Genomic DNA, 23,928 nt, shown 5'->3' on the forward strand with positions numbered 1-23,928 from the left:
CCACACGATAGGTGAGCGAGCTCTTGTGGCGAGGGAGCTTGCTCCCGCTGGGCTACGAAGTAGCCCCAGGAACCGGAAGCCGCCGTTCATCCAGGGGGATCGCAGCGGGCTCTTGGGAGGGCTTCGCCCTGGAGCGCCAGCCCGGTCCAGCGGGAGCAAGCTCCCTCGCCACATGGCGTTCACCCAAGGCTTCAAGAGAGCGACGACTCATGACCAGACTCCCCACCGCCATCAACCTGCACAAAGCCTCCAAAACCCTGACGCTCAAATACGCGCCGGACGAGGAGTATCACCTGCCCGCGGAATTCCTGCGGGTGCACTCGCCTTCCGCCGAGGTCCAGGGCCACGGCAAACCCATCCTGCAATACGGCAAGCTCGGCGTCGGCCTGACCAAGGTCGAACCGGCCGGCCAATACGCACTGAAACTGACCTTCGACGATGGCCATGACAGCGGATTGTTCACCTGGGACTATCTGTACCAGCTGGCGGTGCGCCAGGAAGACCTGTGGAACGATTATCTCGCCGAACTCAAGGCGGCCGGAAAAACCCGCGACCCGAATGCGTCCGTCGTCAAGCTGATGCTCTAGCTCAAGGGCTGGCGCATTAGGGCGAATTTTCTAGACTCATCTGTTTGAATGCCTGCGCGGCAACGTCAATGACTGGCCTGCTTGCGAAAAAAATTAAACTCGGGTAACCAATGGAGCTGGCAAGTTCCCTGCAAAGGAACCGGCGAGTTCCTGGCACACGTTTCCTCATTGCCCTCGATGCGGAATTGATGGTCACCCCGAGCAGCGTACCTGGTATTGGCCTTGCGCTTCTGGCACGGTCCCCGGTACTCGTCTGAAGGACAATGGAGCGTCGTAGATGAGCAACAAGAACAACGATGAGTTGAAGTACCAAGCTTCGGAAAACACCCTGGGCTTGAATCCCGTCGTCGGCTTACGCAGGAAAGACCTGCTGGCCTCTGCCCGGATGGTGCTGACCCAGACCATCAAACAACCGCTGCACAGCGTCAAGCACGTCGCCCATTTCGGCGCTGAACTGAGGAAAGTCCTGTTCGGCAAATCCGAGTTGCAGCCCGCCAGTGATGACCGTCGTTTCAACGACCCGGCGTGGAGCCAGAACCCGCTCTACAGACGTTATCTGCAAACCTATCTGGCGTGGCGCAAGGAGCTGCACGCCTGGATCGACGACAGCAGCCTTTCGCCCCAGGACATCAGCCGTGGGCACTTCGTGATCAACCTGATGACCGAAGCCATGGCCCCGACCAACTCGGCGGCCAACCCGGCGGCGGTCAAGCGCTTCTTCGAAACCGGCGGCAAGAGCCTGCTCGATGGCCTGTCCCACCTGGCCAAGGACCTGGTGCACAACGGCGGAATGCCGAGCCAGGTGGACATGGGTGCGTTCGAAGTCGGCAAGAGCCTGGGCGTGACCGAAGGCGCGGTAGTCTTTCGCAATGACGTGCTGGAGCTGATCCAGTACCGCCCCATCACCGAGCAGGTCCATGAGCGACCGTTGCTGGTGGTGCCGCCGCAGATCAACAAGTTCTACGTATTTGACCTGAGCCCGGACAAGAGCCTGGCGCGCTTCTGCCTGCGCAGCAACGTGCAGACTTTCATCATCAGTTGGCGCAACCCCACCAAGGCGCAGCGCGAGTGGGGCCTGTCGACCTACATCGAAGCGCTCAAGGAAGCGGTGGATGTGGTCACGGCCATCACCGGCAGCAAGGACGTGAACATGCTGGGCGCCTGCTCGGGCGGCATCACCTGCACCGCCCTGCTCGGCCATTACGCCGCGCTGGGGGAGAAAAAGGTCAATGCCCTGACCCTGCTGGTGAGTGTGTTGGACACCACCCTGGACACCGACGTGACGCTGTTCGTCGACGAGCAGACCCTGGAAACGGCCAAGCGCCATTCCTACCAGGCCGGCGTCCTTGAAGGCCGCGACATGGCCAAGGTGTTCGCCTGGATGCGGCCCAATGACCTGATCTGGAACTACTGGGTGAACAATTACCTGCTGGGCAACGAGCCGCCGGTGTTCGACATCCTGTTCTGGAACAACGACACCACGCGACTCCCGGCGGCGTTCCATGGCGACCTCATCGAGATGTTCAAGAACAACCCGCTGATCCGCCCCAACGCACTGGAAGTGTGCGGCACGCCGATCGACCTCAAGCAGGTCAGCGCCGATATCTTTTCCCTGGCCGGCACCAACGACCACATCACGCCGTGGAAGTCCTGCTACAAATCGGCGCAGCTGTTCGGCGGCAAGGTTGAATTCGTGCTGTCGAGCAGCGGTCACATCCAGAGCATTCTCAACCCGCCGGGCAATCCAAAGTCCCGCTACATGACCAGCGAAGACATGCCGGCCAAGGCCGAGGACTGGATGGAAAACTCCACCAAGCACACCGACTCGTGGTGGCTGCACTGGCAAGCCTGGCAGGCCGAACGCTCGGGCAAGCTGAAGAAGGCCCCCACCGTGCTGGGCAACAAGACGTATGTGGCCGGGGAAGCGGCGCCGGGCACTTATGTGCATGAGCGGTAAAGAACTGCAACTCGTCCGCTGCGGGGGTGAGCTTGCTCACGAATACATTCCCGCAGCCGACATGGACATGTAAGGCCCACAGCGCTGGTGAACACAGACTCAGGTTCACAGCAGATCCAATGCGGGAGCGAGCCTGCTCGCGATTGCGGTGTGTCAGCACACATTGATGTTCGGATGTACCGCAGTCATCGCGAGCAGGCTCGCTCCCACAGGAGATCGGGGAAAAATGAAAGACCGCGACCCAACCCACAGGGCTTGAAGCATGCCGCAACCGTACATTTTCCGTACCGTCGACCTGGATGGCCAGACCTTGCGCACCGCGGTACGTCCCGGCAAGCCTCACTTGACGCCGCTGCTGATTTTCAACGGCATCGGCGCCAACCTGGAGCTGGTCTTCCCGTTCATCGAGGCCCTGGACCCGGACCTGGAAGTAATCGCCTTCGATGTGCCCGGGGTCGGCGGTTCGTCGACGCCGAGCCGGCCGTATCGTTTTCCGGGCCTGGCCAAGCTTACCGCGCGGATGCTCGATTACCTCGACTATGGGCAGGTCAACGTGATCGGTGTGTCCTGGGGCGGCGCCCTGGCCCAGCAGTTCGCCCATGATTATCCGGAGCGCTGCAAGAAGCTGGTGCTCGCCGCCACGGCCGCCGGCGCGGTGATGGTGCCGGGCAAGCCGAAGGTGCTGTGGATGATGGCCAGTCCTCGACGCTACGTGCAGCCGTCCCATGTGATGCGCATCGCGCCGCTGATCTACGGCGGCTCGTTCCGCCGCGACCCAAGCCTGGCGGCTCGTCACGCGGCCAAGGTACGTTCGGCGGGCAAGCTCGGTTATTACTGGCAACTGTTCGCGGGCCTCGGCTGGACCAGCATCCATTGGCTGCACAAGATCCACCAGCCGACCTTGATCCTGGCCGGGGATGACGACCCGCTGATCCCCCTGATCAACATGCGCATGCTGGCCTGGCGCATCCCCAATTCGCAGTTGCACATCATCGATGACGGCCACCTGTTCCTGATCACCCGGGCCGAGGCTGTGGCGCCGATCATCATGAAATTCCTCGAGGAAGAACGGCAGCGCGCGGTCATGCACCCGCATCCCGCGCCGCTGGGTGGCGGCTGACACCGCCCATTTGCGCCTGGCAGGACGCCGGATCGCGCAACTACCCGAAACAGCGACTATGTTGTCTGGTTCGGTGTGTTTGTTTTCAGCCTGATGATGAAGGAGTTGACTCATGCGCGACAAACCGGCGAAGGGTTCCATGCCCGCCCCTGCCAGCTTCATCAATGCACAGAGTGCGGTCACCGGCCTGCGCGGCAGGGACCTGCTGTCGACCCTGCGCAACGTTGCCGCCCATGGCCTGCGCAACCCGGTCCACAGTACCCGACATGCGTTGAGGCTCGGCGGCCAGCTGGGGCGCGTGCTGCTGGGGGAAACCCTGCACCCGACCAACCCCGACGACAAACGCTTCGCCGACCCCACCTGGCAGCTCAACCCGTTCTACCGCCGCAGCCTGCAGGCCTACCTGAGCTGGCAGAAGGAAGTCCGCCAGTGGATCGATGAGGGCGGCATGAGCCCGGATGATCAGGCCCGTGCGCATTTTGCCTTCTCCCTGCTCAACGACGCGGTAGCGCCGTCCAATACCCTGCTCAATCCGCTGGCGATCAAGGAGCTGTTCAATTCCGGAGGCAGCAGCCTGATTCGCGGGATCAGCCATCTGGTCGACGACCTGCTGCACAACGACGGCTTGCCCCGGCAAGTCACGCCACACGCCTTTGAAGTCGGCAAGACCCTGGCGAGTACGCCCGGCGCAGTGGTGTTTCGCAACGAGCTGCTGGAACTGATCCAGTACAAGCCGATGAGCGAAAAGCAATACGCCACGCCGCTGCTGATCGTGCCGCCGCAGATCAACAAGTTCTACATCTTCGACCTGAGCCCTTCCAACAGCTTCGTCCAGTACGCTCTGAAAAACGGCTTGCAGGTGTTCATCATCAGTTGGCGCAACCCGGACGTGCGCCATCGGGAATGGGGCCTGTCCAGTTATGTCGAGGCGACGGAAGAGGCCATGAACGTCTGCCGGACGATCACCGGCGCCCGCGAAGTCAACCTGATGGGCGCCTGCGCCGGTGGCATGACCATCGCCGCCCTGCAGGGCCATCTGCAAGCCAAGCGCCAACTGCGCCGGGTGGCCAGCGCCACCTACCTGGTGAGCTTGCTGGACAGCGAGATCGAGAGCCCGGCCACGCTGTTCATCGACGAACAGACCCTCGAAGCCGCCAAACGCCGCTCCTATCAGAAAGGCATTCTCGATGGCCGCGACATGGCTCGGGTCTTCGCCTGGATGCGGCCCAACGACTTGATCTGGACCTACTTCGTCAACAACTACCTGCTGGGCAAGGAGCCGCCGGCATTCGATATTCTCTACTGGAACAACGACTGCACGCGGCTTCCGGCGGCCTATCACGGCGACCTGCTGGATTTTTTCAAACACAACCCGCTGACACGGCCGGGCGCCCTGGAGGTGTGCGGCACGCCTATCGACTTGCAGAAAGTCACCGTGGACAGCTTCAGCGTGGCCGGCATCAACGACCACATCACGCCGTGGGATGCGGTGTACCGTTCGACGTTGCTGCTGGGCGGCGAACGACGTTTCGTGCTGTCCAACAGCGGACACGTCCAGAGCATCCTCAACCCGCCAGGCAACCCCAAGGCCAACTACATCGAGAATCCGAAACTGAGCAGCGACCCGCGCGCCTGGTACTACGACGCCAAGCACATCGAGGGCAGTTGGTGGACCCAATGGCTGGGCTGGATCCAGGAGCGCTCCGGCGCCCAGCACGAAACGCAGATGACGCTGGGCAACGCGAAATACCCGGCCCTGGAAGCGGCACCCGGGAATTACGTACGGGTACGCTGAACGCCTCGTCCCACGGTCGCACTGCGGGCCGTGGAAAGACTCCACCGACCAAGAAGACCGGATGAAAACCCGCGACCGAATCCTCGAGTGTGCCCTGCAATTATTCAACGAGAAGGGCGAGCCGAATGTTTCCACCCTCGAAGTCGCCAACGAGATGGGCATCAGCCCCGGCAACCTCTACTACCACTTCCATGGCAAGGAACCGCTGATACTCGGATTGTTCGAGCGATTCCAGGCCGAGCTTGCACCGCTGCTGGATCCGCCCGCCGATGCGCAACTGGCGCCGGAGGACTACTGGTTGTTCCTGCATTTGATCGTCGAGCGCCTAGCCCAATACCGGTTCCTGTTCCAGGACTTGTCAAACCTGGCGGGGCGCCTGCCGAAACTGGCCAAGGGTATCCGCCAGTTGCTCAACGCGTTGAAACGGACCCTGGCCTCTTTGCTGGCGCAGCTCAAGGCCCAGGACCTGCTGGTGAGCGACACCCAGGCACTCGGGCAACTGGTGGAGCAGATCACCATGACGTTGCTGTTTTCGCTGGATTATCAGCGGATCCTTGATCGCGAGGGCGAGGTTCGCCTGGTGGTCTATCAGATCATGATGCTGGTGGCGCCGCACTTGCCGCCAGCGATAAAGGTCGCGACCGAGCAGATGGCTTTGCGGTATCTGGAGGAGCACGAATAACGGCCGGCTGCGGCAGACCCAATGTGGGAGCGAGCCTGCTCGCGAAAGCGCTGGGTCAATCAATTCAAATGTGACTGAGAAAATGCATTCGCGAGCAGGCTCGCTCCCACAGGTTGAATCCAGGATGCATATAAAAACGCCCGACCTTCACAGGCCGGGCGTTTTTGCATGTCCCGGAAAATCAGGACTGGCTGGTAGGCGTCGACGGAACCGGCGCTGGAGTCGGAGTAGCTACCGGGGCCGGAGCCGAGGCAGAGTTTGCCGTGCTCGTCGGGGTGGCCGGTTTGGCGGCCGTGGCCGGCGCCTTGGGTGCGGCTGCTTTTGGCGCGGCCGGTTTTTTCACTGCGGGCTTTTTCGCCGCGGCCGGTTTTGCTGCGGCTTTTGCCGCTGGCTTGGCAGCCGGTTTGGCCGCAGCTGGTTTAGCCGCCGCCGTCTTGGCCGCTGGCTTGGCGGCAGGTTTGGCTGCAGTTTTTGCCGCGACGGGTTTGGCCGCCGCCTTGGCTGCAGGCTTGGCCGCTGCGGTTTTGGCTACTGGCTTGGCCGCTGCTTTGGCCGCAGGCTTGGCGACGGTTTTTGCCGCCGCCTTGACCAGTGGCTTGGCTGCCGTCTTCGCTGCAGGCTTGGCCGCCGCGGTCTTGGTTGCAACGGGCTTGGTCGCGACCGGCGTGACCTTGGCCCCGGTGAGTTTTTCGATCTGCCTGGTCAGGGTGTCGACCTTGCTGTGCAGTTCCTTGACTTCATTGCGGCTCGGCACGCCCAGGCGGGAAATTGCACTGTTCAGACGCTTGTCGAAAGCCCCTTCCAGCTCATCCCACTTGCCCAGTGCACGATCCTTCACGCCGCCCATGCGCGACTTGGTGGACTCGGCAGAATCCTTGGCGGCATCGACTTGTTTGCCGACCGCCGTCTTGGTGAGTTTTTCGGCCTTCTCGCCGTCCTTGACCAAGGACTCGAAGAGTTTGCTGCCGTCAGTGTCGATCTTCGAGTACACGCCTAAACCAGCAAGCCAGATTTTGCGGGAGTACTTTTCAATCTTCCCGGCCCACGAGCTGCCTTCTTTTTCGGTGATTTTCTTGCCAGCCATCCCGTTCTCCTTAATGTTTACGCGCGACACGTTCGAGCAATGCCGTCAGCTCATCGAGCTTAGCAGAGAGTGTCTCAACGTCATGTTTAGACGGAATGCCGATACGATTCAAGGCACTTGCAACACGCGCGTCGAATACCTTCTCGACTTTGTCGAGTTGAACTTCGACGCGGGCCTTGAAAGTGTTGACGTCGGTCTTGGCTTCGATCAGTTCGCTGTTCGCCGCTTCAAGTTTCCCAGCAATGTTCTTTTTGCCTTTGGTTTCAATAACTTCACCGGCCTTGACCAGCTCCTTGAAGTAGTCGCCGCCCTCCTGACCGACCTTGATATAAGCGCCCAGGCCCGCCAGCCAGATCTTGCGCGCGTACGTTTTCACGTCGCCCAGCGTGGAAGATTCAACGTCGGTTTTTTTCTTCAAAATAACTTTGGCCATGGTGCACCTCACTCGAAGACAGGTTTGAGCAACTGCCCGCACACGGTCGGGCTCAGGCACAAAGTAGTGAGAATAATTAGAAAGGGCACCCTAACAACTGACATAAAACCCGGGACGATGATTTCCCCTGTGGGAGCGAGCCTGCTCGCGAAAGCGGTGTGTCATTCAACATCAATGTTGTTGATCCATCGCATTCGCGAGCAGGCTCGCTCCCACAGTTGATAGATAGGCGGTGGACTTCAGTCCTCTGCACTACAATCAAGCCAACGCCTTGTCCAGCGCCTTTTCGATTTCCGTCTTGATTGTCCCGCTCATGGCCGACATCAACATGCCCAGCTCCACTTCGACGCGGATCGAATCCTCGCCCACATGCACTTCACCCTTGACCCCGGAACGCTTGAGCTTCAGCGTGTCGCCCTCCCACTTGGGCTCCAGGCCGTAGCTGTCGGACAGTTTCCGGGCCAGCTTGTCGGCCTTTTCGCGGGCCGCTTCCTTGCCCAGGTCATGGGCACGCTCAACAGTAATACGGGCCATCTGTTAACTCCTGCTTGATCGAGACTTGCCTGAACGTTTGCGACCCTGCCTGCGTCAAAACGTCCGGACGGTGGCTCATCTTACCTGCAGCCTTGCCAAGACAAAGCCCTCCACCGGGATTAGAATGTCCCGCATTCTTTTTTGGTGACCGCGATATGACTGATCAGCGCAAAGGCAGCGATGCCGAACCCACCACACACTTCGGCTTCAAGAACGTGCCGGAAAGCCAGAAAGCGGAGAAAGTCGCCGAGGTTTTCCACTCGGTGGCCGCCAAGTACGACTTGATGAACGACCTGCTCTCGGGCGGCATGCATCGCCTCTGGAAGCGTTTCGCGATCGAGTTGTCGGGCGTGCGCAGCGGCAACCGCGTGCTGGACATTGCCGGCGGCACGGGTGACCTGACTAAAAAGTTCTCCCACATCGTCGGCCCCACCGGCCATGTGGTGCTCGCCGACATCAACGAATCCATGCTCAAGGTCGGCCGTGACCGCCTGCTCGACCTGGGCGTGGCCGGCAACGTCGAGTTCGTCCAGGCCGACGCCGAGAAGCTGCCGTTCCCCGACAACCATTTCGACTGCGTGACCATCGCCTTCGGCCTGCGTAACGTCACCCACAAGGAAGATGCCCTGCGCTCGATGTTGCGCGTGCTCAAGCCCGGTGGCCGGCTGTTGGTGCTGGAGTTTTCCAAGCCGACCAACGCGTTGATGTCCAAGGCCTATGACGCCTACTCGTTCGCCTTCATGCCGTTGATGGGCAAGCTGATCACCAACGACGCGGAAAGTTATCGCTACCTGGCCGAATCGATCCGCATGCACCCCGACCAGGAAACGCTGAAGTCGATGATGGTCGAGGCCGGTTTCGATCGGGTGACCTACCACAACATGACGTCCGGCATCGTCGCCCTGCACCGCGGTATCAAGCCCTGATGCTGCTCACCGGGCTGCTCGCCAGTGTCGAACTCGGTATCAACCGGGTCCTGCGCCTGGACAGCACGGCGCCGATGCGCCTGGCACACTTGAGCGGCAAGGTGATTGCCGTCGACTGCCGCAGCCCGGCGTTGCAGCTGTTCATCCTGCCCAGCGACGAAGGCCTGATGCTCGCCGCCCATTGGGAGGCCGAGGCCGACTGCACGCTGCGCGCCCCGGCATCGAGCCTGCTCGAGTTGGCGCTGAGCAAGAACAAGACGGCGGTGCTGCACAGCCCCGACGTCGAGCTCGACGGCGACAGCGGCGTGCTGCTGGAACTGGCGGCGATTCTCCAGGACCTGGAACTGGACTGGGAATACGAAGTGTCCCGCTGGATCGGTCCGGTCGCCACCCAATTGCTCAGTGGCCATCTGCGCAGCCGCTCCCGCTGGTACCGCCAGGGCTTCGCCAGCCTGGGACAGAATCTGAGTGAATACCTGGCCGAGGAATCGCGTACGCTCGTAGGCCAACGCGAAGCCCAGGCCCGTTTTGCCGAACTGGACCAGATCAAGCTCGATCTGGAACGTCTCGAGGCGCGTTTCGAGCGCCTTTCCCGATCCCTTGAACCCAAGCGATAACGCATGAAGCTGCTTGCCGTCCGCCGTCTGTTGCGCATCCAGCGCGTCGTGATCCGCTACCGCCTCGATGACCTGCTGTTCGCCCTGCCGCTGCCCTGGTTTCTCCTGGCACTGCGCTTTGTGCTGCCGTGGCGCTGGTTCCCCCGTCGAACGCTGGACTTGAGCCGCGGCGCACGCCTGCGCCTGGCCTTGCAGGACCTGGGGCCGATCTTCATCAAGTTCGGGCAGATCCTCTCGACCCGTCGCGACCTGTTGCCCGAAGACATCGCCGATGAGCTGATGCTGCTGCAGGATCGCGTGCCGCCCTTCGACTCGAAACTGTCGGTAGCGCTGATCGAGGCGCAGTTGGGCAAGAAGATCAGCGAAGTCTTCAGCCGTTTCGATGTCGAGCCGCTGGCTTCGGCGTCGGTCGCCCAGGTCCACGCCGCCCAGCTCAAGACGGGTGAAGAAGTGGTGGTCAAGGTGATCCGCCCGGGCCTCAAGCCGATCATTGCCCAGGACCTGGCCTGGCTGTTCATCCTTGCCCGCGCCGCCGAGCGGATGTCAGCCGATGCACGCCTGCTGCACCCGGTGGACGTGGTCCAGGACTATGAAAAAACCATCTTCGATGAGCTCGACCTGCTGCGCGAGGCCGCCAACGCCAGCCAGCTGCGGCGCAATTTCGAGGGCTCTCCGCTGCTGTACGTGCCGCAAGTCTATTGGGACTGGTGTCGGCCGAAAGTGCTGGTAATGGAGCGCATCTACGGGATCCAGGTGACCGACCTGGCAACCCTCGCCGACCAGCGCACCGACATGAAATTGCTTGCCGAGCGCGGCGTGGAGATTTTCTTCACCCAGGTGTTTCGCGACAGTTTCTTCCACGCCGACATGCACCCGGGCAACATCTTCGTCAGCACCGTGCAACCGTGGAGCCCGCAGTACATCGCCATCGATTGCGGCATCGTCGGCAGCCTCACCCCCGAGGACCAGGATTACCTGGCGCGCAACCTGTTCGCCTTCTTCAAGCGTGACTACCGCCGCGTCGCGCAGTTGCACATCGATTCGGGCTGGGTGCCGGCCGAGACCAAGCTCAACGAATTCGAAGCGGCGATCCGCACCGTGTGCGAACCGATCTTCGAAAAACCGTTAAAAGATATTTCATTCGGCCAGGTGCTGATGCGCCTGTTCCAGACTGCGCGCCGCTTCAACATGGAGGTCCAGCCGCAGTTGGTGTTGCTGCAAAAAACCCTGTTGAACATCGAAGGCCTCGGCCGCCAGCTGTACCCGGACCTGGATTTGTGGAACACCGCCCAGCCCTTCCTTGAACGCTGGATGCGCGAACGCGTCAGCCCGAAGACCTTGCTGGGCAACGTCCAGAGCCAGTTCGAGCAGATTCCGCACCTGGCCAACATGACCCGCGATCTGCTCGAACGCATGTCCCAGCCCCATGCCCATGATCCTGCTCCACCCTGGAAACAGCGGCGCGACGATTGGTTCCTGCGCCTGCTTGGCGCGGCCCACCTGGGTGGCGGCGCCGTGCTGGCCGCCGGTGGCCCGTTGAGCGAACTGGGCCATTGGCCCGCCGGGATCATGGTGGCCGTCGGTTTGTATCTGGTCGTTCGTCGATAGCCAGCACCGGTTCACGCTGGCACACTGTTTCAACGCTGGGCCCGCCGACTGGAAGTGCGCGGCCCATGGTCGGAGTCGAAGATGAAAAACTGGCAGGACGAGATCAAATGGGACGCCGACGGCCTGGTGCCGGCGATCGCCCAGGATCACAAGACCGGGCGTGTGCTGATGATGGCCTGGATGAACCGCGAGGCGCTGGCCCTGACCGCCGCCGAGAATCGCGCCATCTATTGGTCACGTTCCCGTGGCAAGCTGTGGCGCAAGGGTGAAGAGTCCGGGCACGTGCAACACCTGCACGAGATGCGCCTGGATTGCGACGGCGACGTCATTATCCTGATGGTCGAACAGGTCGGTGAAATCGCCTGCCATACCGGCCGTCAAAGCTGCTTCTACCGTGTCTTCGAGAACGGCGACTGGAAAACCGTCGACCCGGTACTCAAGGACCCGCACGCCATCTATTCAGGACACAACCATGAGTGACACCCTGACCCGCCTGGCCCAGGTGCTGGAAGAGCGCAAGGGCGCCGCGGCCGACAGCTCCTATGTCGCCAGCCTGTACCACAAGGGTTTGAACAAGATTCTGGAAAAGGTCGGCGAAGAGTCGGTCGAAACCATCATTGCCGCCAAGGACGCTGCCATCAGCGGCGACTGCAGCGACGTGATCTACGAGACCGCCGACCTGTGGTTCCACAGCCTCGTCATGCTCGCCCAACTGGGGCAGCATCCGCAGGCCGTACTGGATGAACTGGACCGTCGCTTCGGTCTGTCCGGGCACGTCGAGAAAGCCTCGCGCCCGTCCGCCTGATCAACTTTTGAGAGGAATAGCCACATGGGTATTTTTGACTGGAAACACTGGGTCGTCATTCTGGTAGTCGTGGTGCTGGTGTTCGGCACCAAGAAACTGAAAAACCTCGGCACTGATGTCGGTGAGTCGATCAAGGGCTTTCGCAAGGCCATGAACGATGACGAGAAACCGGCCGACCCACAGGCCAATCCGTCGCAACCGGTACAACCGGCCCAACCGGTACACCCACAGGCCACGCAGCCGGTGAATGCGCCGAACACCATCGACGTGCAGGCCCAGAAAGTCGAAGAGCCAATCCGCAAAGACTCGTGAGCACTGACTAATGTTTGGGATCAGCTTCACTGAACTGCTGCTCGTCGGCCTCGTCGCCCTGTTGGTACTGGGGCCCGAACGCCTGCCGGGCGCTGCGCGCACCGCCGGTCTGTGGATCGGGCGCCTGAAGCGCAGCTTCAATGCGATCAAACAGGAAGTTGAACGTGAAATCGGTGCCGACGACATCCGTCGGCAACTGCACAACGAACACATCCTGTCGCTGGAACAGGAAGCGCGGAAGATCTTCACGCCGACCCAGCAGGAGCCGACGCCGGTCCAGCCCGTGGCCGAGCCGACGATTGCTCCCCAGGTCCCGGCGGCCGAAGCTGCGCCAGTGGTGGTTGAACCGGCAAAACCGGTTGATCCGGTTACCGCGACGCCCTCGACTCCCAACGACTCCACTTTGCCGCCGCGAGCCCCATGAGCAATATCCCAGAGCACGACCAGCCGATGCCGCTGGTATCGCACCTCACCGAGTTGCGCACCCGCCTGCTGCGCTGCGTCGCGGCGGTGTTCATCATCTTTGCCGGGCTGTTTGCCTTCACCCAGCAGATCTACACCTTCGTCTCCACGCCGCTGCGCGAGTACCTGCCGGTAGGCGCGACGATGATCGCCACCGATGTCTCGTCGCCGTTCCTGACGCCGTTGAAACTGACGATGATGGTCTCGCTGTTCCTGGCGATCCCGGTAATCCTGCATCAGATCTGGGGCTTCATCGCTCCGGGCCTGTACAAGCATGAAAAACGCATCGCCGTGCCGCTGCTGGTGTCGAGCATCCTGCTGTTCTACACCGGCATGGCCTTCGCCTACTTCTTCGTATTCCCGCTGATCTTCAAGTTCTTCGCCGCCGCCACCCCGGCAGGCGTGGAAATGATGACCGACATTACCAGCTACCTGGATTTCGTCATGACGCTGTTCTTCGCCTTTGGCGTGGCGTTCGAGATTCCTGTGGCGGTGGTATTGCTGGTGTGGATCGGCGTGGTCGACGTCGCCTACCTGAAGAAGATCCGTCCGTACGTGATCATCGGTTGCTTCGTGGTCGGCATGATCCTCACGCCGCCGGATATTTTCTCCCAGACCTTGCTGGCCGTGCCGATGTGGCTGCTGTTCGAGATCGGCATCCTGTTCGGCGGCTTGGTGCGCAAGCGCCGCGAAGAAGAACCCGAGGACCAGCCGGTCGACGACCACAACGACCAGCCGCCAGCGACCCAAGCGTGAACCTGCTGCTGCTCGAAGAGGCCGATTTCATCGAGCCGGACCGCGTCATCCTGAGCGATCGGCGCCTGACGCACATGCTGGAAGTCCACCGCAGCGCCGTCGGCGACAGCCTGCGGGTCGGCCGTATCGGTGGCCTGATGGGCACGGCCCAGGTGTTGCGCCTGGAGGCTCGCGAAGCCGAACTGCAAGTGACCCTCGACCAGCCGCCGCCGGCCAAGTTGCCGCTGACCCTGGTGCTGGCATTGCCGCGTCCGAAGATGCTCCGCCGGGTGTTCCAGAGCGTCGCCACCATGGGCGTGCCGCGCGTGGTGCTGGTGAACAGTTATCGTGTGGAAAAAAGCTTCTGGCAGACGCCCTTCCTGGAACCCGAGGCGATTCGCGAGCAACTGATTCTTGGTCTGGAGCAGGCCCGGGACAGCGTGCTACCGGAAATCATCATTGAAAAACGCTTCAAGCCCTTCGTCGAAGATCGCCTGCCCGCCATCGTTGAAGGCACCCTCGGGCTGGTCGGCCACCCTGGCAACCACCCGCCCTGCCCGCGCGCGCTGACAGAACCGGTGACCTTGGCCATCGGCCCGGAAGGCGGCTGGATCCCCTACGAAATCGACCTGCTGGGCAAGGCCGGCCTGCAACCGGTGCAGCTCGGCGAACGGATCCTGCGGGTCGAGACCGCCGTCACGGCCCTGCTTGCACGGCTGTTCTAACGACCTGTTTGCTTTCCCGTGGCGAGGGAGCTTGCTCCCGCTCGGCTGCGAAGCAGTCGTAAATTCCTGCCCCGGGTGGCCGCTTCGCGACCAAGCGGGAGCAAGCTCCCTCGCCACGAAAAACACCCGTCGCGTCTATTTTCTACAGCTCCCGCCAAAGCCGCCGATACAGTCCCCATAAAACCAATTCAACGCTCCAAGGGAGTATCAGCATGTTCCGGTGGCTTGCCCAGGGTCTGGGAAACGTAAGCGTTAATCGCAAACTTGGCTTCGGCTTCGGCCTGGTGCTGTTCCTCACCCTGATGATCGCGTTCACCGGCTGGTCCGGCCTGGGCAATGTCATCAGCCGGGGCGACAAGCTGGGGTTCATTGCCAGCCTGAACGACCTGAGCAAGGACCTGGACCTCGCCAGCATCGACTACAACACCACACGCGGCGAAAAAGGCCCGCAACAGGTCAACGACCTGCTCGGCAAGCTCGAAGCCGGGTTGAAGACAGCTCGCGAGATGATCGAACAGCCTGACGACGTGGCGTTGATCGACAAGCAACTGGCCGCCGTCGCCGAATACAAAAGCGCCTTCGCCCAGATGACCAGCGCCACCGTCAGCCGCGAAGATGCCCGCGGCAAGCTGGGCGCCAGTGCCGATAGCACCGTGGCCCGCGTCGCCGAAGTGGAGAAAGCGCTGCTACAGGGCGGCGACATCACCCAGTTCAACAGCGTGGTGACCTTGAGCAAGGCGATCCAACAGGCACGCTATCAGGTTCGCGGTTACACCTACAGCGGCAAAAGCGAGGCCCAACAGCCGGCCATCGATGCAATTACCGATGTCCTGAAACTGCTGGCACGCTTGCCAGCCCAATTGCCTGAGGAACACGCCGACAGGCTCCAGCAGGCCAGCGACTCGATGAACATCTACCGGGCGGCAGTCAGCCAGTTCCGTGACTCCCAACTTGATAACGGTGCCGCTCTGCAGCGTATGAGCGAGCAAGGCCAGGTCCTGATCGACTCCAGCCAGAAGCTCACCGCGTCCCAGACGGCCGTGCGCGACCACGACACCGCCCAGGCCAAGACCGTCCTGATCGCAGCCGCCGCACTGGCGCTGCTGTTCGGTGTGATCGCCGCCTTGCTCATCACTCGGCAGATCGTCGGCCCGCTGGATGAGACCCTGAAGGTGGCAGAACGCGTCGCCGCGGGCGATCTTACCCACAACCTGACATCCGAACGCCGCGACGAACTCGGTCAATTGCAACGCGCCATGCAACGCATGACCGTTGGCTTGCGGCAGTTGATCGGCGGCATCGGTGAAGGCGTAACCCAGATCGCCAGCGCTGCTGAACAACTCTCGGCGGTGACCGAACAGACCAGCGCCGGGGTCAACAGCCAAAAGATCGAGACCGACCAGGTCGCCACTGCCATGCACGAAATGACCGCCACCGTGCAGGAAGTGGCGCGCAACGCCGAGGAAGCCTCCGAGGCCGCCGTCGCCGCCGATCAACAGGCCCGCGAAGGTGACAAGGTCGTCGGCGAAGCCATCGCCCAGATCGAGCGCCTGGCGCGAGAAGTGGGCAACTCTACCGCCGCCATGGGCGATCTGAAGCGCGAAAGCGACAAGATCGGCAGCGTCCTGGACGTGATCAAGTCGGTGGCCCAGCAAACCAACCTGCTGGCGCTCAACGCGGCCATCGAGGCAGCCCGAGCCGGTGAAGCCGGGCGCGGCTTCGCCGTGGTGGCCGACGAAGTTCGCAGCCTGGCCCAGCGCACCCAGAAGTCCACCGAGGAAATCGAAGAACTGATCGTCGGCCTGCAAGCGGGTACCGAACAGGTCGCGACCATCATGGACAACAGCCGCAGCCTGACCGACAGCAGCGTCGAACTGACCCGCCGCGCCGGTGGCTCGCTGGAAAACATCACTCGCACGGTGTCGGCGATCCAGTCGATGAACCAGCAGATCGCAGCGGCGGCAGAGCAGCAGAGTGCGGTGGCCGAGGAGATCAACCGTAGCGTGCTGAATGTGCGGGATGTGTCAGAGCAGACGGCGTCGTCCAGTGAGGAGACAGCCGCCTCCAGTGCCGAACTGGCGCGGTTGGGGGTTCATTTGCAGACGTTGGTGGGCCGGTTTCGGGTTTGATTCGGGTGTTGAAGTTGTGTGTATATCCGTTGTTTAAGTAATGGCTACTTAGGGTTTCGCCCTGACGGCGAGTCACTTTCGAAAGGCGCGAAAGTAACCAAAGCGCCTCTGCCCCACCACTTGGCACCTCGCTTAGGCTCGGTGTGCCCTCACTCCGGCATTGCTCCGTGGGCCCGCCGCGAAGGACCATCCATGGCCCAGCGCGGCTATCCCGGCATCCATGCCGGGATGCCCACTACGCAATACCTGCGTTCGGCCATCGTGGTTAACGGGGCGCCCGAGATCCACGTCCACCGCGAGGCGGCCTGAAAGCCGACCTGTTTCTTTGGTGACCGCGTTTCCCTGTGGGACCCGAGCTTGCTCGTGATGACGCTGGGGCAGTTGGCATGCATGGCGAAAGTGCCGCGGTCTTCACTCCCACATGAAAAAACCATTTTTCCTGAACAAACAACAAACCCGTGGCGAGGGAGCTTGCTCCCGCTCGGCTGCGCAGCGGCCGTAAAAAACGACCTGCTGTTTCCCTGATGCATCTTGCCGAATGGTTTTGGGGGGCTCCTCCGCAGCCCAGCGGGAGCAAGCTCCCTCGCCACGGTTAATGCGGCCACCAACGAAAAATGTCGAATGTGCAGGTTGTTCGCGAACAAACTCACTCCTACAGAATGAACGCGGTCACCTAGAGACAGGTCGGCTATCAGGCCGCCTCGCGGTGGACGTGGATCTCGGGCGCCCCGTTAACCACGCTGGCCGAACGCAGGCATTGTGGAGTGGGCACCTCGGCATGGATGCCGAGGTAGCCGCGCTGGACCATGGATGGTCCTTCGCGGCGGGCCCACGGAGCAATGCCGGAGTGAGGGCATGCCGAGCCTTAGCGAGGCACCGAGTGGTGGGGCAAAAGCGTTTTGCTTACTTTTGCGCTTCTCAAAAGTGAGCCGTCGTAAGGACGGAACCCTAAGCAGCCGTTACCTAAATAACGGATATACACACAAAAACCCCAACTCCCACAGTCCGTCATCCCAAGGCTACGATGTCTTGCGCCTTTGCCTACAACTACGCCAGAATCCGCCGGCTTGCGCGCCTTGGCCCTGGGCTCTAACGTTTGCAGGTCGCTGTCGGTTCAGCGATCGGGTTTAGCAGCTCGGCATAATATCAAGGCACGCAGGTCCGTTTTATGGCGGCTGTGCGTGGGGCACTTCGGTGCGCCGGGTTCCTTGATTCCTGGTCTGCATCAAGCTCCCTCGCCCCAAGAGCGAATCGCCAATAAAATGCGCCCAACAAAAAGCCCCGCCTCTTTTCAGAAGCGGGGCTTTTTGTGCATCAGGCCAGTTGAGGCTGTGCGCCCACCGGTTGAAGCGGCAGCAACGGTGCATGCGGATCGGCCTTGACCGATTCACGCCACGCCGCCAGCCACTCGGGATGCGCCTCGCTCCAGACCTGCTCATGCAGACGGGACAATGCCACCGGATCGCTCAGCAGCGCCAATCGCTCGGCGTTGTTGAGCCCGGCCGGGCCTACCTTCAAGGCATGACGGACGCGCTCGACGCGCAGCCATTCGATCGGCTCGGCCTTGCCGTGACGGGAGGTAGCCAATGCGTACGCCAGGGCGTTCTGTCGCGGATCGACCACCGCCCGGATGAAGCCGTCGTTCAGCGCGTGCCAACGGTTTTCATGGGTGTACTGGTCAGTCGACAGCAGTTCCTGTGGTGGCGCGTATTCCTCGGGAATCAGGAACAGGCTTTCATCACGGGACTTCAAGCCCAGGCCCACGCGGCTGGAGATCACCGAAACCGGGATCGACAGCATCAGCGAGCCGACAATCGGCACGAGCCACCACAGGAAGCTCGGGTTCAGCCAGATCACCAGCAAGGCCCAGAAGAAGCCCAGCAGGGTCTGCGGGCCGTGGCGCTTGATGGCTTCGCTCCAAGGCGTGGAGTCATCGTCACGCTTGGGCGAGTTCCAGGTCGCGGCCCAGCCCAGGAAGGCGGCCAGCACGAAACGGGTGTGGAAGATCATGCGCACCGGCGCCAGCAGCATGGAGAACAGCATTTCCAGCAGCATCGACATCGTGACCTTGAACTTGCCGCCGAACTCCTTCGCGCCTTTCGCCCAGATCAACACGATGCTCAAGAGCTTGGGCAGGAACAGCAGCACGATGGTGGTCGAGAACAGCGCGATGGCTTTTTCCGGATGCCATTGTGGCCACAGCGGATACAACTGGCGCGGCTCGAGGAAGTACTGCGGCTCCATCAGCGTGTTCACCGCCAGCAGCGCGGTGGACAGCACCAGGAAGAAGAACCACAGCGGTGCCGACAGGTAGGACATCACGCCGGTCAGGAACACCGCACGGTGCACCGGGTGCATGCCCTTGACCAGGAACAGCCGGAAGTTCATCAGGTTGCCGTGGCACCAGCGACGGTCACGCTTGAGTTCGTCCAGCAGGTTCGGTGGCAGCTCTTCGTAGCTGCCCGGCAGGTCATAGGCAATCCACACGCCCCAGCCGGCACGGCGCATCAGCGCAGCTTCAACAAAGTCGTGGGAGAGGATCGCACCGGAGAAGGCACCTTTACCGGGCAACGGCGCCAGGGCGCAGTGGTCGATAAACGGCTTCATGCGGATGATCGCGTTGTGGCCCCAGTAGTGCGACTCGCCCAGTTGCCAGAAGTGCAGGCCTGCGGTGAACAGCGGACCGTAGACCCGTGTGGCGAACTGCTGCATGCGCGCATACAGCGTGTCCATGCCCGAGGCACGCGGTGCGGTCTGGATGATCCCAGCGTCCGGCGTGGCTTCCATCAGGCGCACCAGGCTGGTCAGGCATTCGCCGCTCATGACGCTGTCGGCGTCGAGCACGACCATATACTTGTAGTCGCTGCCCCAGCGACGGCAGAAGTCGTCGAGGTTGCCGCTCTTGCGTTTCACGCGGCGACGGCGGCGGCGATAGAAAATCTTGCCGAAGCCCCCGGTTTCACGGCAGACATCCAGCCAGGCCTGCTGCTCGGCGACGCAGATATCGGTTTCGTTACTGTCACTGAGCACGAAGAAATCGAAGCGATCCAGGTCACCCGTGGCCGCGACCGACTCGAACGTGGCGCGCAGACCGGCAAATACCCGTGGCACGTCCTCGTTACAGATCGGCATCACCAGGGCGGTGCGGGCATCCTTGGGAATCGGCTCGTTACCGGCACTGGCACCGGAAATGCGGTACTTGTCATGCCCGGTGAGCAGTTCGAGGAATCCCATCAGCGCGGTCCAGAAACCGGCCGAGACCCAGCAGAACAGGATCCCGAACAGGATCAGGATGCTGGTTTGCAGCGCGTATGGCAGCACTTGCGTGGCCGTCTGCAGCAGCGGCTGATGCAGCACTTCATCCAGGTCCACCAGCGACCAGCCCTGGTACGGCATGATGCCTTTCATGTACCAGCCGGCCACGATGGTCTGGCCGAGCATCAAGATCAACAGGATGTAGCGACGGATCGAACCCACGGTACGCCAGCGCGCATGCGGCAAGACGCGCTCGTCCTTGGGCGGCTTCGGTGGGTTGGTGCGGCCGGTCAGGCGGCGCCAGGCGCGTACCAGGATATTGGTGCGCCATGGCTCCGGCACGACCTTGGTCCGGCGAATCGGCGGAGTAGCCTTCAGGCATACACGGCCACTGGAATCGAGGGCCAGCATTTCGGCGTCCTCGAGTTCCTCGGCAGTGCTGAGCGCCAGGCGACGGCCCACCGAGGCTTGGGCAGCCTCGTCGGGCGCATCGAACGTCGACGAAGCCAGGCGTTCATGCAATTCGCTGAAGGAATTGCAGCCCGCCAGTTCGGCGCGCTGCTCGTCGGTCATCGGCAAATGGGCCAGATACTCGCTCAGAGACACTGGCTGTACGGAAGTATTACTCATCGGCAGGCAACTGATAGCTCCAGGTCTCGGTCAGGACTTGCTCAGTCTGCTCCGGTTCCTGCGGGGTTGGGGTCGGCTCGGCGGCGGCGGTGGACGCCTTGACGGCCTTGGCTTCCTGCTGCTCGCCGGCCTGTTCGTTGGCTTTCTCTTTCTCGCTCTGCTGCTTGGCGACCTTGTCGGCCTTGGCCAGCGTGGTCACGGAATGCGAGGTAGCCGGCAGCTCTACAGGAACCAGCGGCCGGACCAACGCGGCACGCATCTCGGTCGCCTTGCCCGGATCCTTGATCTTCAGGCGCAACGTCAGGCGCCAGCCCTTGGTTTCAGGGTTGTAGCGCACGCTGTTCTCGACGATTTCGCCGTTGTCACCCACGCTCACCTGGCTACGCACCTCGGCATCTTCAGGCAGGGCTTGCAGGGACGGGCCTTCGAAATCGACCAGGTAGGCCACGCTGCCATCCGGCTGGCGAATCAGGTTGGACTGCTTCACGTCACCCGTGGAACGCAGGGTCTGCTTGACCCAGGCGCTGTCTGGCGAGTGCAGGCTGGCTTCATCAAGTGTCCAGTGCAGGCGATAGGCGAAGTCCAGTGGCTGGCCTGGCTCAGGCAGTTTTTCCGGGCTCCAGAACGCAACGATGTTGTCGTTGGTTTCGTCGGCGGTCGGGATCTCGACGAGGTCTACGGTCCCCTTGCCCCAGTCGCCTTTCGGTTCGATCCAGGCGCTTGGACGTTTTTCGTAGCGGTCGTCCAGGTCTTCGTAGTGGCTGAAATCACGACCACGTTGCAGCAGGCCGAAACCACGCGGGTTTTCTACCGAGAAGTTGCTCACCGCCAGGTGTTTCGGGTTGTTCAGCGGACGCCAGATCCACTCGCCGTTGCCGGCATGGATGGACAGGCCGCTGGAGTCGTGGAGCTCGCGACGGTAGTTCAGGACCTTGGACGGCTGATTCGCGCCGAACAGGAACATGCTGGTCAACGGGGCGATGCCCAGCTTGTTGACGCGATCACGCAGGAAAACACGCGATTTGACGTCAACGACGGTGTCGGTGCCCGGGCGCACGGTCAGGCGATAAGCGCCGGTAGCACGTGGCGAATCGAGCAAGGCGAAGATCACCAGGTGCTTGTCGGTCGGCTTCGGACGCTGGATCCAGAACTCACGAAAACGCGGGAACTCTTCACCCGATGGCAATGCGGTATCGATCGCCATGCCGCGAGCGGACAAGCCATAAACCTGGCCCTTGCCGATGACGCGGAAGTAGCTGGCGCCGAGCATGGTCATGATTTCGTCTTGCTTGTCAGCTTTGTTGATCGGGTACAACACGCGGAAACCCGCGTAGCCCAATTGTTCGGTGGCCTTCGGATCGAACTTAACATCACCGAAATCGAAGCGTGTCGGGTCGTATTTGATCTCATCGACGGTGGTCGCGGTGATTTCGTTGATCTTCACCGGTGTGTCGAAATGCATGCCCTGGTGATAGAAGGACAGCCGGAACGGCGTCTTCTGGTCGGCCCATTCAGCTTTTTCGGTGCGGAAACGGATTTTCTGATAATCGGCGAATTTCATTTCGCGGAATTCGTTCGGCAGGTTGCTGCGCGGGGCTTCGAATTTCTGCCCGGCCAGTTCTTGTGCCTTCGCCGATACATCATCCAGGCTGAATGCCCACAGTTGGCCCGCGCCAAACAGGCACAGCAGGGCCGAGCCCGCTACCAGAGCGTTTCTAAACCGTTTGGCAGTCATTTTTGGTGCATTACAGGGACTAACAATCACGAGCAACCCTCGCCGAAAACAGATCAAAAAACCAACGGCCAGATAAAGTATCTGCACGGTAACGGCGCTGAAAAACCGCTCCTGCGGACCACTCTTGCCAAGTTGGCGAGCATTGTTCCGACTCCGATGGGACAAAATGATTCCCCAAACGGTTCAGGACAAGTCTCTACCTAAGTCAAATGGACCGGCGAACGCCGATCCCCCGTAGCGCGCGATTATCTAGTAGGCCGCGTGACAACGCATCAGGGCTAGCAAAGTATTTATCGAGAAAACTCCCTGTTTTGACTCGAAACCGGACCGAAAAGATGTTTCAAACGCTTTCAGACCTGTAACAGAAAGGTTACCGGGCCATCATTGACCAGATGCACTTGCATGTCGGCGCCGAATCTACCTGATGCCACGGTGCCATGCACCTGTTTCGCCTGGGTCAGCAGATAGTTGTACAACTCTTCGCCAAGGACGGGCGGCGCGGCGGTTGAAAAGCTCGGGCGCAGACCGCTTTTGGTGTCCGCCGCCAAGGTGAACTGCGAGACCAGCAGCAAACCACCCGCGACGTCCGCCAGGGACAGGTTCATCTTGCCGTCGGCGTCGCTGAACACCCGATAGTTAAGCAGCTTGTGCAGGAGTTTGTCGGCACTGGCCCGGGTATCCCCAGGCTCGACGGCTACCAGCACCAGCAAGCCATGGTCCACGGCCCCGACGATCTCGCCCGCGACTTCGACCCGGGCGCCGCGAACCCGCTGCAGCAACCCCTTCATGCTTCTTCGGGGGGCAGGTCGAGCAGGCGGCGGGCCATTTGCGCGGCGGCGCGCACCAACGCGTCGGTAATCCCTGGTTCCGAAGCGGCATGGCCGGCGTCACGGATCACCTGCAGCTCGCTGTTGGGCCAGTTCTGGTGCAGCTCCCAGGCATTGTCCAACGGGCAGATCACGTCGTAGCGACCATGCACGATGACGCCCGGCAAATGGGCGATCTTGCCCATGTCGCGAATCAACTGATTGGGTTCGAGAAAGGCGTTGTTGGTGAAGTAGTGGCATTCGATCCGGGCGATCGACAACGCTCGCTGCGGCTCGGAGAAACGATCGACCACCAACGGGTTCGGGCGCAGGGTCGCGGTGCGCCCCTCCCAGGTGGACCAGGCCTTGGCCGCGTGCATCTGGGCGATCTGGTCGTTGCCGATCAAGCGTTTGTGGAAAGCGCTGAGCAGGTCATCGCGTTCATCCAGGGGGATCGGTGCGATGTAGTCCTGCCAGTAGTCGGGAAACAGACGACTGGCCCCGGCCTGATAGAACCACTCGATTTCCTGCGGACGGCAGAGAAAGATCCCGCGCAAGATCAGGCCATGTACCCGTTCCGGATGAGTCTGGGCGTAGGCCAGGGCCAGGGTCGAGCCCCAGGAGCCGCCGAACAGCACCCACTTTTCGATGCCCAGGTGCTTGCGGATGCGCTCCAGGTCTTCGACGAGGTCCCAGGTGGTGTTGTTTTCCAGACTCGCGTGAGGCGTGGAACGGCCGCAGCCGCGCTGATCGAACGTAACGATGCGGTACAGATTCGGATCGAAGTAGCGACGGCTTTGCGCATCGCAACCCGCCCCCGGGCCACCGTGGATGAACACGACAGGCAGGCCTTCCGGCGAGCCGCTTTCATCGACATAGAGCGTGTGGGTGTCATCGACAGCCAGATCGTGCCGGGCATGGGGTTTGATCTGCGGGTACAAAGTCTGCATTGCGCGCTCCGTAAGGGGTCGAGTCATCCGTGTGGGGACTT

Annotated in this window: 21 protein-coding genes and 1 pseudogene; 15 read left to right on the plus strand and 7 right to left on the minus strand. The window is 61.6% G+C overall.

What is annotated here, in order from left to right; genetic code table 11:
- The first annotated feature begins 209 nt into the window (after nucleotides 1–209).
- The 5 genes from J3P84_RS25455 (at nucleotide 210) to J3P84_RS25475 (ending at nucleotide 6,141) form a co-directional block, all read left to right on the plus strand.
- A complete protein-coding gene (locus J3P84_RS25455) occupies nucleotides 210–587 on the plus strand; it encodes a gamma-butyrobetaine hydroxylase-like domain-containing protein (protein WP_434602581.1) in 378 nt (125 codons plus the stop codon).
- 277 nt (nucleotides 588–864) lie between these two features.
- Nucleotides 865–2,544, plus strand: a complete 1,680-nt coding sequence (gene phaC, locus J3P84_RS25460) for a class II poly(R)-hydroxyalkanoic acid synthase (protein WP_434626466.1) — start codon at nucleotides 865–867, stop codon at nucleotides 2,542–2,544.
- A 262-nt stretch (nucleotides 2,545–2,806) separates the two neighbouring features.
- Nucleotides 2,807–3,664: a poly(3-hydroxyalkanoate) depolymerase gene (phaZ, locus tag J3P84_RS25465; protein ID WP_039592414.1), complete on the plus strand. Its 858-nt coding sequence runs from the start codon at nucleotides 2,807–2,809 to the stop codon at nucleotides 3,662–3,664.
- A 112-nt stretch (nucleotides 3,665–3,776) separates the two neighbouring features.
- Complete coding sequence (gene phaC / locus J3P84_RS25470; RefSeq protein ID WP_434626467.1) at nucleotides 3,777–5,459, plus strand: class II poly(R)-hydroxyalkanoic acid synthase; 1,683 nt, start codon at nucleotides 3,777–3,779, stop codon at nucleotides 5,457–5,459.
- Nucleotides 5,460–5,520: 61 nt separating this feature from the next.
- Nucleotides 5,521–6,141 (plus strand): TetR/AcrR family transcriptional regulator, encoded by a 621-nt coding sequence (locus tag J3P84_RS25475; RefSeq protein WP_434626468.1) that lies wholly within the window; start codon nucleotides 5,521–5,523, stop codon nucleotides 6,139–6,141.
- Between the two features lie 181 nt (nucleotides 6,142–6,322).
- On the opposite strand, the gene J3P84_RS25480 is transcribed toward J3P84_RS25475, so the two are convergent.
- The 3 genes from J3P84_RS25480 to J3P84_RS25490 form a co-directional block, all read right to left on the minus strand.
- Nucleotides 6,323–7,225, minus strand: coding sequence for a phasin family protein (locus J3P84_RS25480; RefSeq protein WP_434626470.1), 903 nt, complete (start codon nucleotides 7,223–7,225; stop codon nucleotides 6,323–6,325).
- 10 nt (nucleotides 7,226–7,235) lie between these two features.
- On the minus strand, nucleotides 7,236–7,658 hold the full coding sequence (locus J3P84_RS25485; RefSeq protein WP_434626471.1) for a phasin family protein: 423 nt from the start codon (nucleotides 7,656–7,658) through the stop codon (nucleotides 7,236–7,238).
- 258 nt (nucleotides 7,659–7,916) lie between these two features.
- Nucleotides 7,917–8,192, minus strand: coding sequence for a polyhydroxyalkanoic acid system family protein (locus J3P84_RS25490; protein WP_434570176.1), 276 nt, complete (start codon nucleotides 8,190–8,192; stop codon nucleotides 7,917–7,919).
- A 155-nt stretch (nucleotides 8,193–8,347) separates the two neighbouring features.
- Here J3P84_RS25490 and ubiE point away from each other — a divergent pair, with 155 nt between their 5' ends.
- From ubiE to J3P84_RS25540, 10 genes and pseudogenes are all read left to right on the plus strand, one after another.
- Nucleotides 8,348–9,118, plus strand: a complete 771-nt coding sequence (gene ubiE, locus J3P84_RS25495; RefSeq protein WP_024779926.1) for a bifunctional demethylmenaquinone methyltransferase/2-methoxy-6-polyprenyl-1,4-benzoquinol methylase UbiE — start codon at nucleotides 8,348–8,350, stop codon at nucleotides 9,116–9,118.
- Nucleotides 9,118–9,742 (plus strand): annotated as a pseudogene (locus tag J3P84_RS25500) (ubiquinone biosynthesis accessory factor UbiJ). Before ubiE ends, J3P84_RS25500 begins: the two are co-directional and overlap by 1 nt.
- Nucleotides 9,739–11,343 carry a ubiquinone biosynthesis regulatory protein kinase UbiB gene (gene ubiB, locus J3P84_RS25505; RefSeq protein WP_434626472.1) on the plus strand — a complete coding sequence of 535 codons (1,605 nt, stop codon included), beginning with the start codon at nucleotides 9,739–9,741 and terminating at the stop codon, nucleotides 11,341–11,343. The pseudogene J3P84_RS25500 and the gene ubiB overlap by 4 nt, the downstream one beginning before the upstream one ends.
- Before the next feature lie 81 nt (nucleotides 11,344–11,424).
- A complete protein-coding gene (hisI, locus tag J3P84_RS25510; protein ID WP_305497371.1) occupies nucleotides 11,425–11,823 on the plus strand; it encodes a phosphoribosyl-AMP cyclohydrolase in 399 nt (132 codons plus the stop codon).
- Nucleotides 11,816–12,148, plus strand: a complete 333-nt coding sequence (locus J3P84_RS25515; RefSeq protein ID WP_003186671.1) for a phosphoribosyl-ATP diphosphatase — start codon at nucleotides 11,816–11,818, stop codon at nucleotides 12,146–12,148. The genes hisI and J3P84_RS25515 overlap by 8 nt, the downstream gene beginning before the upstream one ends.
- Before the next feature lie 24 nt (nucleotides 12,149–12,172).
- Entirely contained in the window at nucleotides 12,173–12,460 is a 288-nt protein-coding gene (locus J3P84_RS25520) for a twin-arginine translocase TatA/TatE family subunit (RefSeq protein ID WP_434626473.1), read from the plus strand.
- A 10-nt stretch (nucleotides 12,461–12,470) separates the two neighbouring features.
- Entirely contained in the window at nucleotides 12,471–12,884 is a 414-nt protein-coding gene (gene tatB / locus J3P84_RS25525) for a Sec-independent protein translocase protein TatB (protein WP_434626474.1), read from the plus strand.
- Nucleotides 12,881–13,678 carry a twin-arginine translocase subunit TatC gene (tatC, locus tag J3P84_RS25530; RefSeq protein ID WP_434626475.1) on the plus strand — a complete coding sequence of 266 codons (798 nt, stop codon included), beginning with the start codon at nucleotides 12,881–12,883 and terminating at the stop codon, nucleotides 13,676–13,678. Before tatB ends, tatC begins: the two co-directional genes overlap by 4 nt.
- On the plus strand, nucleotides 13,675–14,382 hold the full coding sequence (locus J3P84_RS25535) for a 16S rRNA (uracil(1498)-N(3))-methyltransferase (protein WP_434626476.1): 708 nt from the start codon (nucleotides 13,675–13,677) through the stop codon (nucleotides 14,380–14,382). The genes tatC and J3P84_RS25535 overlap by 4 nt, the downstream gene beginning before the upstream one ends.
- Before the next feature lie 212 nt (nucleotides 14,383–14,594).
- Nucleotides 14,595–16,511, plus strand: coding sequence for a methyl-accepting chemotaxis protein (locus tag J3P84_RS25540; protein ID WP_434626477.1), 1,917 nt, complete (start codon nucleotides 14,595–14,597; stop codon nucleotides 16,509–16,511).
- Between the two features lie 1,314 nt (nucleotides 16,512–17,825).
- On the opposite strand, the gene mdoH is transcribed toward J3P84_RS25540, so the two are convergent.
- The 4 genes from mdoH to pip all read right to left on the minus strand — a co-directional run bounded on the left by mdoH (nucleotide 17,826) and on the right by pip (nucleotide 23,887).
- Nucleotides 17,826–20,396, minus strand: a complete 2,571-nt coding sequence (gene mdoH, locus J3P84_RS25545) for a glucans biosynthesis glucosyltransferase MdoH (protein ID WP_434626478.1) — start codon at nucleotides 20,394–20,396, stop codon at nucleotides 17,826–17,828.
- Nucleotides 20,389–22,131, minus strand: a complete 1,743-nt coding sequence (locus J3P84_RS25550) for a glucan biosynthesis protein G (protein WP_434626479.1) — start codon at nucleotides 22,129–22,131, stop codon at nucleotides 20,389–20,391. Before J3P84_RS25550 ends, mdoH begins: the two co-directional genes overlap by 8 nt.
- Before the next feature lie 350 nt (nucleotides 22,132–22,481).
- Nucleotides 22,482–22,919, minus strand: a complete 438-nt coding sequence (dtd, locus tag J3P84_RS25555) for a D-aminoacyl-tRNA deacylase (RefSeq protein ID WP_434626480.1) — start codon at nucleotides 22,917–22,919, stop codon at nucleotides 22,482–22,484.
- The gene (gene pip, locus J3P84_RS25560) at nucleotides 22,916–23,887 is read right to left on the minus strand and encodes a prolyl aminopeptidase (protein WP_434626481.1); all 972 of its coding nucleotides are present in this window, start codon (nucleotides 23,885–23,887) and stop codon (nucleotides 22,916–22,918) included. The genes dtd and pip overlap by 4 nt, the downstream gene beginning before the upstream one ends.
- Between the last annotated feature and the right edge of the window lie 41 nt (nucleotides 23,888–23,928).

The organism is Pseudomonas sp. Z1-29 (genome assembly GCF_051131995.1).
GTDB lineage: Bacteria > Pseudomonadota > Gammaproteobacteria > Pseudomonadales > Pseudomonadaceae > Aquipseudomonas.

Coding starts and splice junctions, on each gene's coding strand:
- J3P84_RS25455 (WP_434602581.1), top strand. CDS start 210: ATGACCAGACTCCCCACCGCCATCAACCTGCACAAAGCCTCCAAAACC.
- phaC (WP_434626466.1), top strand. CDS start 865: ATGAGCAACAAGAACAACGATGAGTTGAAGTACCAAGCTTCGGAAAAC.
- phaZ (WP_039592414.1), top strand. CDS start 2,807: ATGCCGCAACCGTACATTTTCCGTACCGTCGACCTGGATGGCCAGACC.
- phaC (WP_434626467.1), top strand. CDS start 3,777: ATGCGCGACAAACCGGCGAAGGGTTCCATGCCCGCCCCTGCCAGCTTC.
- J3P84_RS25475 (WP_434626468.1), top strand. CDS start 5,521: ATGAAAACCCGCGACCGAATCCTCGAGTGTGCCCTGCAATTATTCAAC.
- J3P84_RS25480 (WP_434626470.1), bottom strand. CDS start 7,225: ATGGCTGGCAAGAAAATCACCGAAAAAGAAGGCAGCTCGTGGGCCGGG.
- J3P84_RS25485 (WP_434626471.1), bottom strand. CDS start 7,658: ATGGCCAAAGTTATTTTGAAGAAAAAAACCGACGTTGAATCTTCCACG.
- J3P84_RS25490 (WP_434570176.1), bottom strand. CDS start 8,192: ATGGCCCGTATTACTGTTGAGCGTGCCCATGACCTGGGCAAGGAAGCG.
- ubiE (WP_024779926.1), top strand. CDS start 8,348: ATGACTGATCAGCGCAAAGGCAGCGATGCCGAACCCACCACACACTTC.
- ubiB (WP_434626472.1), top strand. CDS start 9,739: ATGAAGCTGCTTGCCGTCCGCCGTCTGTTGCGCATCCAGCGCGTCGTG.
- hisI (WP_305497371.1), top strand. CDS start 11,425: ATGAAAAACTGGCAGGACGAGATCAAATGGGACGCCGACGGCCTGGTG.
- J3P84_RS25515 (WP_003186671.1), top strand. CDS start 11,816: ATGAGTGACACCCTGACCCGCCTGGCCCAGGTGCTGGAAGAGCGCAAG.
- J3P84_RS25520 (WP_434626473.1), top strand. CDS start 12,173: ATGGGTATTTTTGACTGGAAACACTGGGTCGTCATTCTGGTAGTCGTG.
- tatB (WP_434626474.1), top strand. CDS start 12,471: ATGTTTGGGATCAGCTTCACTGAACTGCTGCTCGTCGGCCTCGTCGCC.
- tatC (WP_434626475.1), top strand. CDS start 12,881: ATGAGCAATATCCCAGAGCACGACCAGCCGATGCCGCTGGTATCGCAC.
- J3P84_RS25540 (WP_434626477.1), top strand. CDS start 14,595: ATGTTCCGGTGGCTTGCCCAGGGTCTGGGAAACGTAAGCGTTAATCGC.
- mdoH (WP_434626478.1), bottom strand. CDS start 20,396: ATGAGTAATACTTCCGTACAGCCAGTGTCTCTGAGCGAGTATCTGGCC.
- J3P84_RS25550 (WP_434626479.1), bottom strand. CDS start 22,131: ATGACTGCCAAACGGTTTAGAAACGCTCTGGTAGCGGGCTCGGCCCTG.
- dtd (WP_434626480.1), bottom strand. CDS start 22,919: ATGAAGGGGTTGCTGCAGCGGGTTCGCGGCGCCCGGGTCGAAGTCGCG.
- pip (WP_434626481.1), bottom strand. CDS start 23,887: ATGCAGACTTTGTACCCGCAGATCAAACCCCATGCCCGGCACGATCTG.